This is a genomic window from Sporosarcina sp. GW1-11, from assembly GCF_033088395.1.
GTDB lineage: Bacteria > Bacillota > Bacilli > Bacillales_A > Planococcaceae > Sporosarcina.
In genome coordinates, this window is sequence record NZ_JAPMIW010000002.1 from 69,276 (window position 1) to 86,498 (window position 17,223).

Consider the following 17,223-nt stretch of genomic DNA (forward strand, 5'->3'; position numbering starts at 1 on the left):
TCATTTTATGCATAATGTTATTAATCTTAGCAAAACAAACCCATATATCAAAATAATTAGATTTACGCAACGTAATATATGAGTTTTCATCTAATTTCAGCTATAATTAAGATGATAGCTTTTCAAATGGTTGTCACCTACCGAAAGAAATGAAACCTTTAAAAGATGAAACCTTTTGCTATGCAATCCGTAAATACTATATAGAGAAAATGGAAGGTGGCCTGAACTATCATGAATTTTATTAAAAACTTCTTTACCCGACATCTAATCATGGCCCCGACTAGTTTGTTCACATGGATATTCCTCGTGAGTGGTGCCGGTCTAAATTTTTTTGTCAGTTCCGCAATAGGAGTTGGACTGTATGCTGGAGGATATGCAGCGATTAAAGAAATTCAATTACGCTCTACCCTTAAACAATTTGGGTTGGCTCGATCTGAATATAAACATATTGAACAACAAGTCATTGAATCTAAGAAAAAAGTAAAGCAGCTAACGAATATGTATGGACAAGTTCGCTCAATTCAAGCGTTTAGACAAGTGTATGATATGGCAGCTAAAGCTAGAAGAATTATTAAAATCGTTCAGACGAATCCACGTAAATTTTATCAGGTGGAAACATTTTTCTATGCACATCTTGATTCTGCTGTAGAAATCACTTCAAAATATGGATTGCTTGTGAATCAGCCGTTAAAAGATGCTGAAATTAAAATCGCATTGCAACACACGCGCGAAACATTAGCTGATCTCAATCAAGAAATGGAAAGAGATTTACGAAACGCTGTAGCTACGGACTTGGAACAACTACGTATGGAAATTGATTTTGTTGATGTAACAATCAATAAAGAGAAACCGTTGCTTGAATCGAAAGGGGAACATTCTAATGACAGATAAACCATTGAATGAAACATTGGACATGCAAGAAACAACAATGGACGATTTGCTTGGCAATCCATTCGATATGGATGCAAGCTTATTACCAAAAGAAATGGAAAATTCATTAGCTGAAAGTAAAAAACCGGCTAAATTGATCGATGCAAAGCAACTCGCTTCACAAATCCCTGTAGGCAATTACGAAGCGATTATTACTTACGGTGCCAATGCACAGAACGAACTCTCTCGCTTCTCTCACAAAATGCTAGACCACGTTCAAAGTAAAGATATCGGTCCTGTAGGTGATGTATTAAATGAATTGATGAATAAACTTTCCGAAATCGATCCAGATGATCTTTCCGATAAGAAAAAATCCGGTCTTAGTCGCCTATTCGCAAAGGCTACTCGTCCTGTTGCTGAAATGATGACGAAATATCAAAAACTAGGCACACAAATCGATAAAATCGGCGTACAATTGGAACATTCTAAACGCGGTTTAATGGAAGACGTCCGTATGCTCGATCAATTATACGAGCAAAACAAAACGTATTTCCAAGCACTAAACGTCTATATCGCAGCTGCCGAACTAAAAATCGAGGAAATCAATCAAACGATCATTCCAGAACTTCATAAAAAAGCACAGCAAGCAGACGATCAAATGATGGTACAAGAAGTAAATGATATGGCGCAATTCGTCGATCGTTTAGAAAAGCGTCTTTACGACCTTCAACTATCTCGTCAAATTACGATCCAAAGCGCTCCACAAATTCGGATGATCCAACAAACGAACCAAACCTTAGCGGAAAAAATCCAAGCATCTATCATGACAGCCATTCCCCTATGGAAAAACCAAATCGCTATTGCTTTGACGTTAAATCGTCAGCAAAAAGCAGTCGAGTCACAGAAGCTCGTAACGAAGACAACAAACGACTTGCTGTTACGTAATTCCGAGATGTTGAAAGTGAATAGTATCGAGACAGCTAAAGAGAATGAAAAAGGGATTATCGAGATCGATACGTTGAAGAAGACGCAAGAGAACTTGATCCAAACAATCGAAGAAACGCTTGTGATTCAGTCAGAAGGCCGCGCCAAACGAAAAGCAGCCGAGATCGAAATCGCCCGTATGGAAGAAGACCTCAAAACTCGTCTTCTATCGGTATACGAAGAAACACAAAACCGCCCTTCATAACGAAGGACGGTTTTTTTGAACTTTTTATAGTGATAGTAGAGAGTTAACTTAGATAGTGGTCCGGGATTTACGCTACAGAAGGGTACGCTTTCCGGAGGGCGTGGCTTATGCCGCTTCCCTCGCTACGCTCAGTCCAGGGTCATAAGGCGCACGCTGATCCTCCCGGAGTCGACCCTTCTTTCGCTTCAATCCTACACTAAGACTATAAGAACCTTGAGAATTCATTGTAGTCATCAAGTAACTAATCTACTGTGCTCTGCTTTTTAAGTTCAAATGATAAATCTAAGTTCAAAGCTGAATATCCCTCTCACTAACTAAAGAAGCATACACCAGTGAAGCGTAGTGCAAGGCGGCGACTCGGGAAGGATCAGCCCGACAGCAGAGACAACCAGGGGAGCTTGCGAAAGCCGTTGCGAAGTACGGCTTTTGCGAGTAAAAGCGAAGCGTTAGGAGCATCGGTTTTCGAAGTTGGCTCACCGCGCTCCCTCCTGAACGCGTCCGCCTGGAACGCAGCGAAACGGTATACCTCCACTCCCCGCCCTTCATTCACTAACTGCAAATCACTCAAAATAAGTCTTGTAATACCCGCCGACTTTACCGGAATTGTCCACGACGAAAATGAACTCATCCGTTTCATTCTTCACATCATACGACTTCCCTGGTGTCAGCATCTGATTTACTACATACTTCTTCGCATCTGCATGCGTACAAGTTACCGTCTTCAACGTCGGTGCATCCAACCAATTTAAATAAGACATAAATACACTCTCCTCTCACTTGATAGAACAAAGCGACCCGCGTAACTGCGGGTCGCTTCTTTTGTATACATTAAGAACCTAGTAGAAGGTCCTCAGGGTTTTCAAGCAACTCTTTAACCATCTTCAAGAATCCTACAGAATCTTTTCCATCAATTACACGGTGATCGTAAGAAAGTGCTACATACATCATCGGACGGATTTCGATGTTGTCGCCAACAGCTACTGGACGTTTTTGAATTGTATGCATACCTAGAATACCTACTTGTGTACCGTTTAGGATTGGAGTAGACAATAGTGAACCGAATACTCCACCGTTTGTAATTGTGAATGAACCGCCTGTCATATCAGCAATAGTCAACTTGTTGTCGCGTGCTTTTTTAGCAAGCTCACCGATTGAAGCTTCGATTTCAGCGAAGTTTTTACGGTCTGCATCTACTACGTTCGGTACAACTAGTCCACCGTCAGTAGAAACTGCAATTCCGATATCGAAGTAGTTTTTCAACAAGATTTCATCGCCATCAATTTCAGCGTTAACGTATGGATATTTCTTCAATGCAGCAACGACTGCTTTCGTGAAGAATGACATGAAACCTAGACGTACATCGTTTTGCTCGAAGAACTGGTCTTTTTTGCGTGCACGAAGCGCCATAACGTTTGTCATATCAATTTCGTTGAACGTTGTAAGCATAGCTGTAGATTGTTTAACTTCAAGCAAACGCTTCGCGATTGTTTGACGACGACGAGTCATTTTCTCGCGAGTGATACGTCCGTCTTCTTTCGCTGCAACCGGAGCTGTTGCTGCTGGAGCTGCTTGTTGTGCTTTTGGTGCGTTTGTATGAGCTGATACGTCTTGTGCGCGTACGCGACCCATTGGATCAACAGGTGATACGTCAGCAAGATTAATACCTTTTTCGCGCGCTAACTTGCGTGCCGCTGGGCTTGCAATTGTACGATCAGCTGTAGTTGTTTCTTCAACTGCCGCCGCTGCTGGTGCTGCTGCTGGAGCTGCCTCTTGTGCCGGTGCTGCTTGTGGAGCTTGTTGTGCCGGTGCACCTGAACCTTCGCCTACAATCGCGATCACTTGGCCAACTTCAACTGTGTCGCCTTCCGCTGCCAATAGCTCAGATAGAACACCTGCTTCTTCTGAAATGACTTCGACGTTCACTTTATCTGTTTCCAATTCAACGATGAATTCGCCTTTATCTACGTTTTCACCGGGTTGCTTCAACCATTTTGCAATTGTGCCTTCTGTAATCGATTCTGCTAGTTCAGGTACTCTGATCTCTGCCACAATAAATTCCTCCTCGTAGGTATACCGTTTGTCACGGATTAGCTACTTTTTGTTTAAGTAGTTTTTTGTATTGTAAAGCGTCCTTACTTGTTATATCACTTTTTCAATGCTTCTTCAATGATTCGATTTTGTTCTTTTTTATGTGAAGCTCCGTCGCCTTCAGATGGGCTTGAACGTTTAATACGACCTACGTATGAAATGTCCTTACCTTCTGCCACTTGCTCTAGGTACGGATAAGCAAATGACCATGTACCCATGTTCTTCGGCTCTTCTTGAACCCATACTAAATCTTTTACTTTCGGGAAGCGTGCAAGAATCTCTTTGATCTTATCTGTCGGGAATGGATATAGCTGCTCAACACGAATAACGTGTAAATAGTCGAATCCTTTACCGTCTTTGATCTGTTCTGCTAAGTCGATTGCCATCTTACCACTTGCGAACAAGATTTTCTTCACTTTTTCAGGCTTCGTTCCAGTTCCAGGTTGCTCAAGAACTGTTTTGAAGTGCCCTTCCGTCAAATCTTCTACGTCTGCTCCAACTAGTGGGTGACGCAATAATGATTTAGGTGTTGCGATGACTAACGGACGTTCTGCTTCGCTTCCAAGAATCTTGGCTTGACGACGCAATACGTGGAAGTAGTTAGCTGCACTAGAAATGTTCGCAACCGTCCAGTTGTTCTCCCCACATAGTTGCAAGTAACGTTCGATACGACAGCTTGAGTGCTCTGGTCCTTGTCCTTCATATGCGTGTGGCAAGAGTAAGACTAAACCTGATTGCTGACCCCACTTAGAGAAACTTGATGATACGAACTGGTCAAACATAACTTGTGCCATGTTTGAGAAGTCTCCATACTGTGCTTCCCAGATGGACATCGTCTTATCTTCTTCTAAGTTATAACCGAATTCATAGCCAACAATTCCCGCTTCAGTTAATGGGCTGTTATACGCTACGAATGAAGCTTTCGAGCCGCCGATATGATGCAACGGTACAAATTCTTCACCCGTTTTTTCATCATGTAGCACTAAATGACGATGCGCGAATGTACCGCGTTGGATATCTTGTCCAGACATACGGATCGGCTTACCGTCTTGTAAAATAGAACCGAATGCTAATTGCTCTGCGTGAGCCCAGTCGATTTTGCCTTTTCCATTGAATGGATCTTGACGTCTATTGAGGATTTTTTCCAATTTACTGAAGACCTTGAAATTAGAAGGGTATGTTAACAATTCTTCATTCATCTTACGTAGACGGTCTTCTGCTACACCTGTTTCTAGGTCGCGTGGTAATCCAGCCAATACGCCTTCTGGTGTTGCGTTAGACAATTCCGGTGCATCGACCGATTCTTCTTTCACACGATCATACGCTGCTTGCATTTTTGCAAATACCGATTTGTCCAGTTGCGTTACCTCTTCATCTGTCATTAACTGTTGCTCAACTAAACGTTGTGCATAAAGTTGACGGACCGTTTTGTGCTTATGGATTTTGTGATACATCATTGGATTCGTCACTAGTGGCTCGTCCATTTCGTTATGTCCGTAACGACGGTAACCGATCAAGTCGATCAATACGTCCTTACCGAATTTCTGACGGTATTCAAACGCCAACTGTGCAACTGCTAGTACTTCTTCTGGGTGATCTGCATTCACGTGGAATACAGGCACTTCAAAGCCTTTTGCAGGATCTGATGCATAGTGTGTAGAGCGAGAATCATAGTATTCCGTTGTAAAGCCAATCGTATTATTAGCGATTACGTGGATCGATCCGCGAACACGACTATAGTTGAATGATTCTGGTACGATACCTTGTCCAGGGAACGCCGCATCACCGTGTACAAGTACTGCAAACGCAGCATTTGTATCTTGTTGTGGAATACCTGGATGATCCGTGTTTTCTTGAGCAGCTCTTGTCTGCCCTGTAATGACAGGATTTACTACTTCTAAGTGAGATGGGTTATACGCTAGGAAGCGATTTAGACCAGATTCTCCCTTGTAAAGAGCACCCATATGGTATTTCACGTCGCCGAACCAACCGCGTGTTACTTCTAGTGAACCGTCTTGAGGTAAGAACGGTGAAGCAGGTACACCCGCAAATTCAGCAAACATCATTTCATATGGTTTGTTTAAGTTATGTGTCAACACGTTCAAACGTCCACGGTGTGCCATGCCGATCAGCATTTTTTTCATTTTCGCTTCTTCAGAGCGGCGAACCAATTCATCAATTAAGATGACGAGTGTGTCCACGCCTTCAATAGAGAAACGCTTTGCACCAACGAATGTACGGTGAATAAATTTCTCAAAACCTTCAATTTTTGTTAAACGCTCAAGAAGTTGTTTTTTATCATCTTCTTGTAAGCTCGGCTGTACGTCGCCATTTTCAATTTTAGATTGAATCCAGTTACGTTCAGTTTCGTCAATCAAGTGAGAAAATTCATAAGCGATTGAACCTGTGTATAAAGATTTCAAGTAGTTCATAGCGTCCAATCCATTTTCCACTGTTGCCGGAACGTTTTTCAAGAACAAAGTTGCTGGCAATCCGACCAGATCGCTTTCTGTCAGTCCATGATAGGATAGTTCCAGACGTGATGTATCCTTTGGTCGATCGTTTAATGGATAAATGTCTGCTGCTAGATGCCCGTACGAGCGAATCGCTTCTAATAAAGAATAGACAGCAAGCACTTTGCGTAAATCGGTTTGAGAACCTTGCGCGATAACTGCTTCTGCTCCCGACTCATCAATCTGAGGCGCACCAAAATTCCTGAATAGCTCAGCTAAATCAGGATCTACTGCATTTGAGTCTGTTTTAAACAGATCGTACATTTCCATTACATACCCAAGGTTTGGACCCGAAAAATTAGCATACGGGGAACGATGGGAATCCACATTGTTCGACATGTAATATGACCTCCACATTGCCAATTGGCTTGTTGTGTTTATTTGATATACTTCTTTACAATAATAGCATGCAAACCCTAGAACTGAAAGGGATTAATTCGAAGTTGTGAACTTTTCTGCAAAGTTCATGAAAAAAAGCTCAAAAATCGGAAAAAACCCTTGACTACTACGCACTATGATTTCCTCCTATTTCTGGAACGACAAAATCAATTCTGCCATTTTCTCAGGCGTTTTCGGCGCTGTCGTCTTTTCAATATTTGACAACAAGCGACTTTTTTCTTTCACAAGATGATGAAAATGTTCTTTCATCGATACATCAGCTAACTTTTCTTCTTCCACTTGCAAGGCTAACCCTTTAGAAGCGAAATAGGAAGCATTCAGAATTTGATCGCCACGACTTTTAGATGCAGCGAGCGGAACGAGTAACATCGGCTTATGGATTGCTAGCAATTCAAAGATTGCATTAGAGCCTGCACGAGAAATTGCGTAATCAGAAGCCGCCAGCAAATCAGGTAATTCAGTCGTCACATATTCAAACTGTGCATAACCGTCTACCCCATCCAACCGCTCATCCACATTCCCTTTACCGCATAAATGAATGATTTGATAGTCTTCAAGTATATCAAACAATGTCCCACGTACCGCATCGTTTAATACAGCTGAGCCTTGACTACCACCCATGATGATAAAGATTGGCTTACCGTTCGTTAATCCAGTCAGTTGTAACCCGCGTTCTTTACTCCCTGTAAACAGTTCAGGACGAATAATCGGACCTGTACACGTAGACTTAGCCGATGGAACATAGTCTAACGTCTGTTCGAACACCGTAAAAATCTGGGATGAAAACGGCAATGCTAGTTTATTAGCGAGTCCAGGTGTGACATCCGACTCATGTACGACTACTGGCACATTGGCAAGTTTAGCCGCCATCACGACAGGAACCGAAACGAATCCCCCTTTAGAAAAGACGATTTCCGGTTTAAGCTTTCGTACAATCGAAAGTGCTTGAAGCGTACCTGCACCTACGCGGAACGGGTCACTAAAGTTCTTCATGGAAAAATAGCGACGCAACTTTCCGCTTTGTATTGCGTGATAGACGACTTCCGGATGACCGTCTCCTATTAACTCCCGTTCAATCCCTTCTTTCGATCCAATATAATGCACACGATAGCCTCTTTCCAAAAAAACAGGGATTAACGCTTGATTGACAGATACGTGTCCTGCCGTCCCGCCACCTGTTAAGACGATTACCGGTTGTTTCATACTATCCATCCTTCCTTAAGGGCTTATGTAAGACGCTTCCCGCTAACCTTTTCATGTTACAATAGCTACAGAAAATAAAAGCTATTGTGAAAGAGGAAATGAAAACCATGACAACTGCAACGAACACAGTCCAGCGAAAAAGCTCGTTATTCATTAAAATTATGATTCCTATCTTAATTACGCAAGTCGCCCTTTACTTGATGTCGTTTTTCGATATCCTCATGACCGGGCGTTATGACACCTACCATCTAGCGGGCGTCACCATTGGCAGTTCATTTTGGATTCCTGTCTATACGGGGCTTTCCGGAATTCTGATGGGGCTCACCCCTATTATCGCACAGCAAATCGGCGCGAGGAATAAAAGCGCTGTCCGACCTACTGTCCAGCAAGCATTATACGTATCTCTAGCGCTTTCGGCAATCATTTTCATACTGATTAAGTGGGTCGTGTTACCAGCAATTACGAAAATGCCGTTAGATGATCAAGTAGTAACCGTCTCATCTAGCTATTTAACAGGGATGAGCATCGGTTTAGTGCCGTTAATGGCTTATACCGTGTTACGTTCCTTTTTCGATGCGCTCGGGGCAACGCGCGTCTCCATGTTTATCATTTTATTGTCAGCGCCTATTAATGTTTTCTTAAACTATCTATTAATCTTCGGAAATTTCGGCTTTCCTGAATTGGGAGGTGCCGGTGCTGGGTATGCGTCAGGTTTTACGTATTGGCTCGTATTTATTATTGCAGTGAGTATTGCTTGGCTCTCTAGACACTTTAAGGAATTTGCGTTGTTTAGCGACTGGCAACGTGTGTCCTTTAGTAAATGGAAAGAGATTCTCTTAATCGGGATTCCAATCGGGCTATCGATTTTCGTAGAGACGAGTATTTTCTCTGTCGTCACGTTGCTAATGAGTAGTTATAGCGCACAAGTCATTTCTGCACACCAAATCGCATTGAACTTTACGTCTTTACTTTATATGGTGCCGTTAAGTGTCTCGATGGGTACGACCATTTTGGTTGGGCAATCTATAGGTGCCGGTCGTCCGAAAGATGCGAAAGAGTTTACGAAGCTCGGCATAGGCTTTGCTGTTATCTTCAGTTTCTTATCCATATTCATCTTGCTGACGTTTCGTGAGGCCATTGCTTCTATGTATACGCCAGACACTGCCATTATTGCACTTGCCATGCATTTCTTTATTTATGCGGCACTGTTCCAATTATCGGACGCTGTACAAGCACCGATTCAAGGCGCATTGCGTGGCTATAAGGATGTCACGACGACATTCCTCGTCGGTCTAGTATCCTTCTGGGTTATCGGACTACCGGTCGGCTTCGCACTCGCCCGCTTTACCGAGTTAGCAGCGTACGGTTACTGGGTCGGATTAATCGTTGGGTTAACTGTCGGTGCGGTCGTTCTATCGTTACGTCTACGCTTCATTCAAAACAAACAGGTACTGCCACACGCTTAATAAAAACGGTCAATGGAATATACTCCATCGACCGTTTTTGCTTATTAACAAAGTTCATAGAGAAGGGGTAGGCATACCGTTACTCTGCGTTCCAGGCGGACGCGTTCCGTGGGGTCCGCGGTGAGCCGACTAGTCGCTACGCTCCTTACAGTCGTCTCACCTGTCGGACTGATCCCACAGGAGTCGCCGCCTTGCACTCCGATTCACTAGCATAGTATCCTGAAGTTAATGAGTAGAACAGTTAATAAAATACATAGTGCGTGCATGTAAATTTTTAAAAATAAAGAGTAGTCATTCAATCTACCGAGTATACTCCACCTTTCCACTTACTTTGTATATCCTTGTACAATTTAAGTTTTCCTCTATCTCTTCTAAAATTAACCAGCTAACCTTTCCACTAATAACTCTAGAACAAAAAATAGTGAAGCGTAGTGTAAGGCGGCGACTCGGGGAGGATCAGCCCGACAGGTGAGACAACCAAGGGAGCGAAAGCCGTTGCGAAGTACGGCTTTTGCGAGTAAAAGCGAAGCGTTAGGAGCACAGTTGCCTTAATTTCTGCAAAGACCTCAGAAATTAAGGCAAAGCGAACCGCGGGCCCTCCCGAACGCGTCCGCCTGGAACGCAGCGCAACGGTATTAATTCACTTTCCCTTTACTACGACTCAACGTAAAAAACGGTTGATGGAATATTCTCCATCAACCGTTTTTTACTTACTTCTGAATAAATTGTTGTGTCCAGTAGTGGCCGTTTGCATCATAACCAATACCGATATGTGTAAAGCCAGGTGTTAAGATATTCTGTCTATGGCCTGCAGAGTTCATCCATGCAGTGACAACTTCTTGTGCGCTGCGCTGACCCATCGCGATATTCTCAGCCGCTTGACGGTATGTAACCCCATTGCTCTTCATTTGATCAAATGGTGAACCGTATGTAGGGCTTGTGTGAGAGAAATAACGATTCATCGCCATGTCTGCTGATTTTTGTTTCGCTGACTTTTGTAACGCCGCATCAATTTGTAGTGGCTTGAGTCCTGCTTTTGCGCGCTCTGCGTTCGTTAAGTCTAGTACTGCTTGTTCAATAGCTGAGACATTTGAAGTCTGTTGTTTTTCGGTAGTCGGCTTTTCTGGCGTACTAGGATTCTCTACCGGCTTACTAGGTTGTTCAGGTGTTGGAGCCGGTGTTGTTGGTTTAGTTGGTTGTGGTGCTGGTTGCGTTGGACGTACGGGCTTCTGATATCCAAAGTAGTATCTGCCATAATAATACGAACGGACGTCTTGTTTTTGTACATTCCACGTATACGTCTGCTTTTGCGGCTGTGCTTGATTGATTGTGCTTGCCTCCACGGAATGGTTAGGCAAAAATAGTGCTGAACTTAATAAGATGAGTGATAACGTTTTTTTCATCTTGTTCCCTCCTTCTCTACGCAATCCATCATACCTTCAGAGAGTAGGAGAAAACTTAACGAAATTTACCAACCTTTCCAATCCACACTAGAATCCTATGAAAAGAGTGTCTCAGCTCCCCCTGAAATGGAAATGTTGTCCTCCCGTGCGGACTATTACCAATAGATAGCTATTGACAACTAGTTTTCAGGCACATAGTCGATTGCTTGTAGTTGCTCTCCAATGATGACGAGCGTAGACGGAATTTGAATATATTCTGGAATCCATTGAACCATCCCGTACGCATATTGGAATAAATGAGCGTAACGAGATCCTTCTAATTGAATATAACCTTTCATCCGGTAAATCGTATCGGGTAGAGTACGCACCCAGTCTTCAAAATGCTCTTGGTTGATCGGCTGATTAAACGTTAGCACCTTAGACGCAATAGGTAACCCACTACCCGTACTGACCGCATGTGACGGAGCGGAAGATGCGTTGATCATCTTCTCTATATAGCCAAAGTCCACTTTCGCATGTACTGTCTGAACGACTGGCGCATAGCTATTGAACTGCGACACGTGCATCGTTACAGTCGCTAACTCATGATCCGATAATAAATCCGTTTTATTGAGCACCATGAAATGCGCGTGGCGAATTTGCTCTAGGAACAAAGCCAGCATCCGTGGTGAAAGCTTCTCACGGTCCATCCAGCGCTTGGCATCGACTACGGTGACAATGCCCTTTACATCTAACTGCGAAGCGAATAAAGGCGAGTAGACTGCATCTAACGCTTCTACAGGATGAGCAGCACCTGTCGTTTCAATAAATAGGACATCTACATCGGGGTAATCCGCCAGCAAGCCTTGTAGCTGCGCCTCTGTAGATTCCGCACCCGTACAGCAAATACAACCGTTCAGTAATTCCTTTAACGGCACTTCTCCTGCATCCTCTACGATTTTACTATCTATATTCATTTCACCAAATTCATTCATTAAGACAGCGGGTAGTCTCCCGGATTTCTTCACTTGTTCAATGAATTGCACGAGTGCTGACGTTTTACCGCTTCCTAAAAAGCCACTAAGTAAATATACATCGATCATACGAATCATCCCTTCTATAAAAGACACGCGCCCGAGCTTGTGCTAGGACGCGTGCCGTTAGTCTTATGAGTGTATTTCTTTCAAAACAACCTCTTTCGCTTTCAAGAGCTGTGGATCATCGTTTTTCAACTTATCACGTAATTTTTGCATTAAACCTACTGTCGTATCCCCCGTGAGTACACCGGTCTGCTCGATCTGTAAGTCTTTCTGTAAAGTTTTCACGGCTTCTACGGTACTGTCATCATATAGGCCATCTACTTCCCCTGGGTCATACCCGACTGCTTCTAACATCTCTTCAGCAGCTTGTACGCTAGGTGAGACGCGCCCTTTGTCCATTTCTTCAGATGAATCAAGGAATGGTAAAGACGCATACGATGGATACGGTACGTTGACATCCGGCTCGATGCCTTTTTTGTGGATCCAGTTGCCATCTGGTGTTAACCATTTCGCTGTCGTTAACTTCAAGTTCGAACCGTCCGGTAATTGAGTCGGTGATTGTACCGTCCCTTTACCAAACGTCTTCACGCCGACAATCGGAATCCCTGCAGACTCTTTTAATGCACCGGCTAAAATCTCAGAAGCCGACGCACTGCCATCATCTACAATCAACGCTACAGGAACGGTTACTTTTTGACCGCCAGACGCTGGGTAGAGCTCAGGCGACTTGCCTTTTTCCTGTGTTTGCAATATCGTCTTGCCTTCTTCAACAAACAGATTCGAAATATCGATTGCACCTGTTAAGATCCCGCCCGGATTTTGACGCACATCAATCAGTACGCCTTGCATTCCTTTGTCGACCATCTCGTTTATCGCTTCAAGCAATTCTTCATACGTCTGTTCTGAGAAAGATGTAATGTTAATATGTGCGATACCGTCCTCTAACATTTCTGCATAGACCGTATGAATCGGAATCACGTCACGTTTGATTTTCACATCAAATGGTTCTTGACGATCACCACGTCGGATAGACAACGTAACCGTCGATCCTTTTTCCCCGCGAATTAATAGGACAGCTTCAGAGGAAGACATCCCTTGTATGCTTTTACCGTCTACAGAGAGAATCGTATCATTCGGCAGCAAGCCCACTTTTTCTGCAGGTGAGTTTTTGATAGGAGAGACTATGCTAATATAGCCATTTGACTCTTGAATCTCTGCACCGATTCCTTCAAAGCTGGAAGAAATACTTTCATTCAACTGTTTGGCTTCTTTTACATTTAGATAATCGGAATAAGGGTCGCCTAATGCGTCAACCATTCCGTTGATTGCGCCGTCTAGGACGACTTGATCATCGACATCATCAAAATACGTTTGTTTCAGTTGATCATATGCCTCGAAAAGTTTTGTGAATTCTTTCCGATCATTTCCCACTTGCTGGGGTTTGACGACTTCTACAACTTTTTCATCACCGACCGTCAGTGCGAAGAATGTAACTGCTGCTGTCGCCAGCACAAGGGCAAAGATAAGCATGATCAACGAAAACGGTTTGATGCGGATGTATCGAGAAGTCGGTTTCTTTTCCGGCTTCAGCTCACCGTTTGACTCGTTTTCGTTCATCGTCTTCCCTACTTTCTCAATTCCCATGAAAAGACCGCTGCCAAGAGCGGTCTTTTCACGCGTTCTTTATCTACTTAGATTATTCAGCGATAGCTGCTTCTAGCGCGACTTCAATCATTTCATTAAATGTCGTTTGACGCTCTTCAGGAGTTGTAATCTCGCCTGTAAGGATGTGGTCACTCACTGTCAATACCGCTAAAGCTTGACGACCGAATTTCGCTGCTAGCGTGTACAGTGCCGCTGCTTCCATTTCGACTGCCAATACACCGTGACGTGCAAGATTTTCATGCTGTGCGTTTTCATTATAAAAGAAATCTTCTGTGTACACATTCCCTACTTGTAAGTTCAAGCCTTTTTCTTTCCCTGCGTTATACGCTTTTAACAATAAATCAAAGTTCGCAAGCGGTGCGAAACGAATCGGTCCGAAGCTCACATCGTTCAAACAAGAGTTCGTTGTCGCGCCTTGTGCCAAAATGACGTCACGTACTTTCACGTCTTTCTGGATTGCACCACATGTTCCGACACGAATTAGTTTTTGAACATCATATTCTTGCATCAATTCTGTAACGTAGATCGAGATCGATGGGAACTGAAATACGTTTACCTTTGTATGTCCCTGTATAGCCAAACATATTTCGTACGGAATTATACTGGATGACATCTTCTAAAAATGTCTCCGCAATATACTTCGCACGTAGTGGATCTCCTGGTAGAAGAATCGTGTCTGCAATTTCACCTTTTTTCGCATCAATATGTATGCTCATGTGTTTGTCAGCCTCATTTCGTGAATTTGTTTTCATCATACCGTGAATAATGGCGAGATGCAATGAAGACCTCGCCCGTTACATACTACATAGATCCGCATAGATTGCGTACAGTTCATCAAAGGTTGTAGAACGCAAGTCGTCGTCAGCCTGATCTTCTATGTAGCGTGACAACGAATCGAAATCCTCTTCATTCTTTGGGAAACTAGCATCGCGAAACATCTTCTCGGCAAATATAGCCTTCACATCATCTCTACCGCCGCCACGATACCGAAGCGCAAAATGGTAAAAGGATCGATCCATCGCTGTCACCTTCCTTCACTCAAATAACCCGGCATACTCACCGTAGCCTTCTTTTTCTAAATCCGCGACCGGCACAAAACGCAACGCAGCCGAGTTAATGCAATAACGTAAACCGCCCGTTTCTTGTGGTCCGTCCGGGAAAACATGTCCTAAATGGGAGTCTGCCGTCTTACTGCGGACTTCCGTACGGCGCATACCGAATTTCGTATCAAAATGCTCTGTTATTTCTGTAGATTCCACCGGCTTAGAGAAGCTTGGCCAACCGCAACCCGCGTCAAACTTATCATGGGAACTAAATAACGGTTTACCTGACACGATATCCACGTAAAGACCTTCTTCGAAATGCGCGTCAAACTCATTGAGAAACGGTGGCTCTGTTCCGCTTTCTTGCGTCACATAATACTGCATTTCCGTCAAACGACTTTTCAACTCTTCTTTCATGAACGATCCCCCCAATGCTCTTCAATGAATCCAACCCGGCCTGATCCGACCGAATAGCGTGCGTAGTGACCAGGATTCTTTTGATAATACTGTTGGTGATACTCCTCTGCCGGATAAAAAGGATGCGCAGGTAAAATATCTGTCACAATCGGTGAAGTAAACTTGCCACTTGCTTGTAACGCATTCTTCGATTGTTCCGCCTCTAGATGCTGCTGCGGAGAATGCGTATAGATTGCTGTCTTATACGATTCACCACGATCATGGAATTGTCCTCCTGCGTCTGTAGGATCAATCACTTGCCAGAAAATATTCAATAACTCTTTATACGAAATCACTTCATCATCAAATTCGATTTGGACTGCTTCACGGTGTCCGGTCGTATTTGTACACACTTCTTCGTAGGTCGGATTGACTGACTGTCCTCCAGTATAGCCGCTAGTTACTGACTGTACGCCTTCATACTGATCGAACGGCTTGACCATGCACCAGAAGCAACCACCCGCAAACGTTGCATATTGAGTAGCCATGTGTGACCTCCTTAGTTTTTCGGTATCAATACTTCCAATATAATCTCATCTTTCGCTAAATTCACTTCTTTTGCCTTCACTTGTACGTCACCCGAGATCGGTAATTCCCGTAAATCGATGAATATCTCTTCTTCTTTCGGACGTACGATCATCCAAGAAGGTAACTCCATCGAATTTTTTAGTAACTTTAAAACCGTGGAAGGAGGAATCGTTAAATGCCCTAATTCCATAGACGATTGTTTTAAGATTAGGTTTCCATCGTCTTGCACAATCGGATCGAAATGCATCGCAAGCGGCAATGTGTAAGAGAATACCGTCAGTTCAGACGTCAACAGCACATCGTCTCTCATGGAAAGCTCCACAGGCAATGCCCCTTTTACCGCTTTCCGAATATATGTGTTGGCGATACCTTCAAAATTGTCCTTCGTTGTATTGAGCGCTAATGTATAGCCTTCCTCTTGCGTCACATTTGATTCAGGAAGAGCGGGAGAAGCAGTTGTGCCGCTAACTAATAAAATGAGTGCAACGAGCGCTGCCGCAACGAGTCCCGCTAAACTAAAGAATGCTACTTTCCAAAACTTCATATTTCCGATCACTCCACTTCCAACGTAACCGCCGGACAACTTTTAATCTCTTCTACAAAGCGTTCCTCCATCTGATCATAGCCTTTACTGTTTGGATGAAAGAAGTCTGTATGATATACCAAATTTGTATTCGAATGAAATAAATCTTCTACCCGCACAAAACAAGCCGTCCCGTCTCGTTGCGCACGTTCTTCTAGCGAATGGTTCCAATCTTCTATAATCTCGTCAAATTCATGCACTTCATCGGTCAGTACAGAGAAAGGATTATACAGTCCGGCCACGATAATTGGGGCACTTGGATTATAGAGTCGTAAAATTTCAAATAATTCATCGATACGAACTTCAAATTTACCGAGTTCTTTATAAAAATCCGCAAGCTTCATTTTCATGAAGCTTCCTTTCACAACCTTCATCAAGTCATTGCCGCCAATCGTAAAGACGATATAATCGGCCTGTATAATCGCTTGCTGGACGTTCGGGTCTTCTAGTTGTTGTAATAACTGATCGCTTCGGCGTCCACGTTTTGCTAAATTAATAGCTTCTACTTCCAGAACGCCTTTCCATTGTTCCATATCTGTTGTCAAGCGTCCGAAATAACCGCCTTCTTTTCGTTCATCCCCGACTCCCTGTGTCAATGAATCCCCTAAACCGAGCACATTTATGCGCTGCGGGATAAAGTTTTCTGGTATGGAAAAAGGTTCGAAGAGAACGGGTTCACGTTCTGACAAAGTCGTTTTCGATTCTTTCTGGCTAAATGGGGCTTGGCACCCTGACAGGAACATTGAGAAGGCGAGCAACAGCACGATCACGCTTCTCATCTGTCTATCTCCCCTTTAA

General features: G+C 43.5%; 15 protein-coding genes and 1 pseudogene. 3 read left to right on the plus strand and 13 right to left on the minus strand.

The annotated features are described in order from the left end of the window. Window positions 1–231 precede the first annotated feature (231 nt). A complete protein-coding gene (locus tag ORD22_RS02375; RefSeq protein WP_317644267.1) occupies window positions 232–891 on the plus strand; it encodes a 5-bromo-4-chloroindolyl phosphate hydrolysis family protein in 660 nt (219 codons plus the stop codon). Beyond that, window positions 881–2,059 (plus strand): toxic anion resistance protein, encoded by a 1,179-nt coding sequence (locus tag ORD22_RS02380; RefSeq protein WP_317644268.1) that lies wholly within the window; start codon window positions 881–883, stop codon window positions 2,057–2,059. The genes ORD22_RS02375 and ORD22_RS02380 overlap by 11 nt, the downstream gene beginning before the upstream one ends. Before the next feature lie 560 nt (window positions 2,060–2,619). On the opposite strand, the gene ORD22_RS02385 is transcribed toward ORD22_RS02380, so the two are convergent. The 4 genes from ORD22_RS02385 to ORD22_RS02400 form a co-directional block, all read right to left on the minus strand. After that, entirely contained in the window at window positions 2,620–2,817 is a 198-nt protein-coding gene (locus ORD22_RS02385) for a DUF6501 family protein (RefSeq protein ID WP_317644269.1), read from the minus strand. Window positions 2,818–2,887: 70 nt separating this feature from the next. Beyond that, window positions 2,888–4,108 carry a 2-oxoglutarate dehydrogenase complex dihydrolipoyllysine-residue succinyltransferase gene (gene odhB, locus ORD22_RS02390; RefSeq protein WP_317644270.1) on the minus strand — a complete coding sequence of 407 codons (1,221 nt, stop codon included), beginning with the start codon at window positions 4,106–4,108 and terminating at the stop codon, window positions 2,888–2,890. 95 nt (window positions 4,109–4,203) lie between these two features. Next, entirely contained in the window at window positions 4,204–6,999 is a 2,796-nt protein-coding gene (locus tag ORD22_RS02395) for a 2-oxoglutarate dehydrogenase E1 component (RefSeq protein ID WP_317644271.1), read from the minus strand. 186 nt (window positions 7,000–7,185) lie between these two features. Continuing rightward, the gene (locus ORD22_RS02400; RefSeq protein WP_317644272.1) at window positions 7,186–8,262 is read right to left on the minus strand and encodes an undecaprenyldiphospho-muramoylpentapeptide beta-N-acetylglucosaminyltransferase; all 1,077 of its coding nucleotides are present in this window, start codon (window positions 8,260–8,262) and stop codon (window positions 7,186–7,188) included. 107 nt (window positions 8,263–8,369) lie between these two features. Here ORD22_RS02400 and ORD22_RS02405 point away from each other — a divergent pair, with 107 nt between their 5' ends. Then, window positions 8,370–9,728 carry an MATE family efflux transporter gene (locus ORD22_RS02405; protein ID WP_317644273.1) on the plus strand — a complete coding sequence of 453 codons (1,359 nt, stop codon included), beginning with the start codon at window positions 8,370–8,372 and terminating at the stop codon, window positions 9,726–9,728. A 710-nt stretch (window positions 9,729–10,438) separates the two neighbouring features. Here ORD22_RS02405 and ORD22_RS02410 read toward each other — a convergent pair. From ORD22_RS02410 to ORD22_RS02450, 9 genes and pseudogenes are all read right to left on the minus strand, one after another. Then, window positions 10,439–11,131: a CAP domain-containing protein gene (locus ORD22_RS02410; RefSeq protein WP_317644274.1), complete on the minus strand. Its 693-nt coding sequence runs from the start codon at window positions 11,129–11,131 to the stop codon at window positions 10,439–10,441. 179 nt (window positions 11,132–11,310) lie between these two features. Next, a complete protein-coding gene (locus tag ORD22_RS02415) occupies window positions 11,311–12,213 on the minus strand; it encodes a CobW family GTP-binding protein (RefSeq protein WP_317644275.1) in 903 nt (300 codons plus the stop codon). A gap of 63 nt (window positions 12,214–12,276) precedes the next feature. After that, the gene (locus ORD22_RS02420) at window positions 12,277–13,767 is read right to left on the minus strand and encodes a lmo1851 family serine protease (protein ID WP_317644414.1); all 1,491 of its coding nucleotides are present in this window, start codon (window positions 13,765–13,767) and stop codon (window positions 12,277–12,279) included. A gap of 79 nt (window positions 13,768–13,846) precedes the next feature. Next, window positions 13,847–14,531 (minus strand): annotated as a pseudogene (deoD, locus tag ORD22_RS02425) (purine-nucleoside phosphorylase). A 78-nt stretch (window positions 14,532–14,609) separates the two neighbouring features. Beyond that, entirely contained in the window at window positions 14,610–14,834 is a 225-nt protein-coding gene (locus ORD22_RS02430; protein WP_317644276.1) for a YozE family protein, read from the minus strand. A gap of 15 nt (window positions 14,835–14,849) precedes the next feature. Beyond that, window positions 14,850–15,275: a peptide-methionine (R)-S-oxide reductase MsrB gene (gene msrB / locus ORD22_RS02435; RefSeq protein WP_317644277.1), complete on the minus strand. Its 426-nt coding sequence runs from the start codon at window positions 15,273–15,275 to the stop codon at window positions 14,850–14,852. After that, complete coding sequence (gene msrA, locus ORD22_RS02440; protein ID WP_317644278.1) at window positions 15,272–15,802, minus strand: peptide-methionine (S)-S-oxide reductase MsrA; 531 nt, start codon at window positions 15,800–15,802, stop codon at window positions 15,272–15,274. Before msrA ends, msrB begins: the two co-directional genes overlap by 4 nt. Before the next feature lie 11 nt (window positions 15,803–15,813). After that, the gene (locus tag ORD22_RS02445) at window positions 15,814–16,386 is read right to left on the minus strand and encodes a YpmS family protein (protein ID WP_317644279.1); all 573 of its coding nucleotides are present in this window, start codon (window positions 16,384–16,386) and stop codon (window positions 15,814–15,816) included. Between the two features lie 8 nt (window positions 16,387–16,394). Continuing rightward, window positions 16,395–17,204 carry an SGNH/GDSL hydrolase family protein gene (locus ORD22_RS02450; RefSeq protein ID WP_317644280.1) on the minus strand — a complete coding sequence of 270 codons (810 nt, stop codon included), beginning with the start codon at window positions 17,202–17,204 and terminating at the stop codon, window positions 16,395–16,397. Window positions 17,205–17,223: the final 19 nt, after the last annotated feature.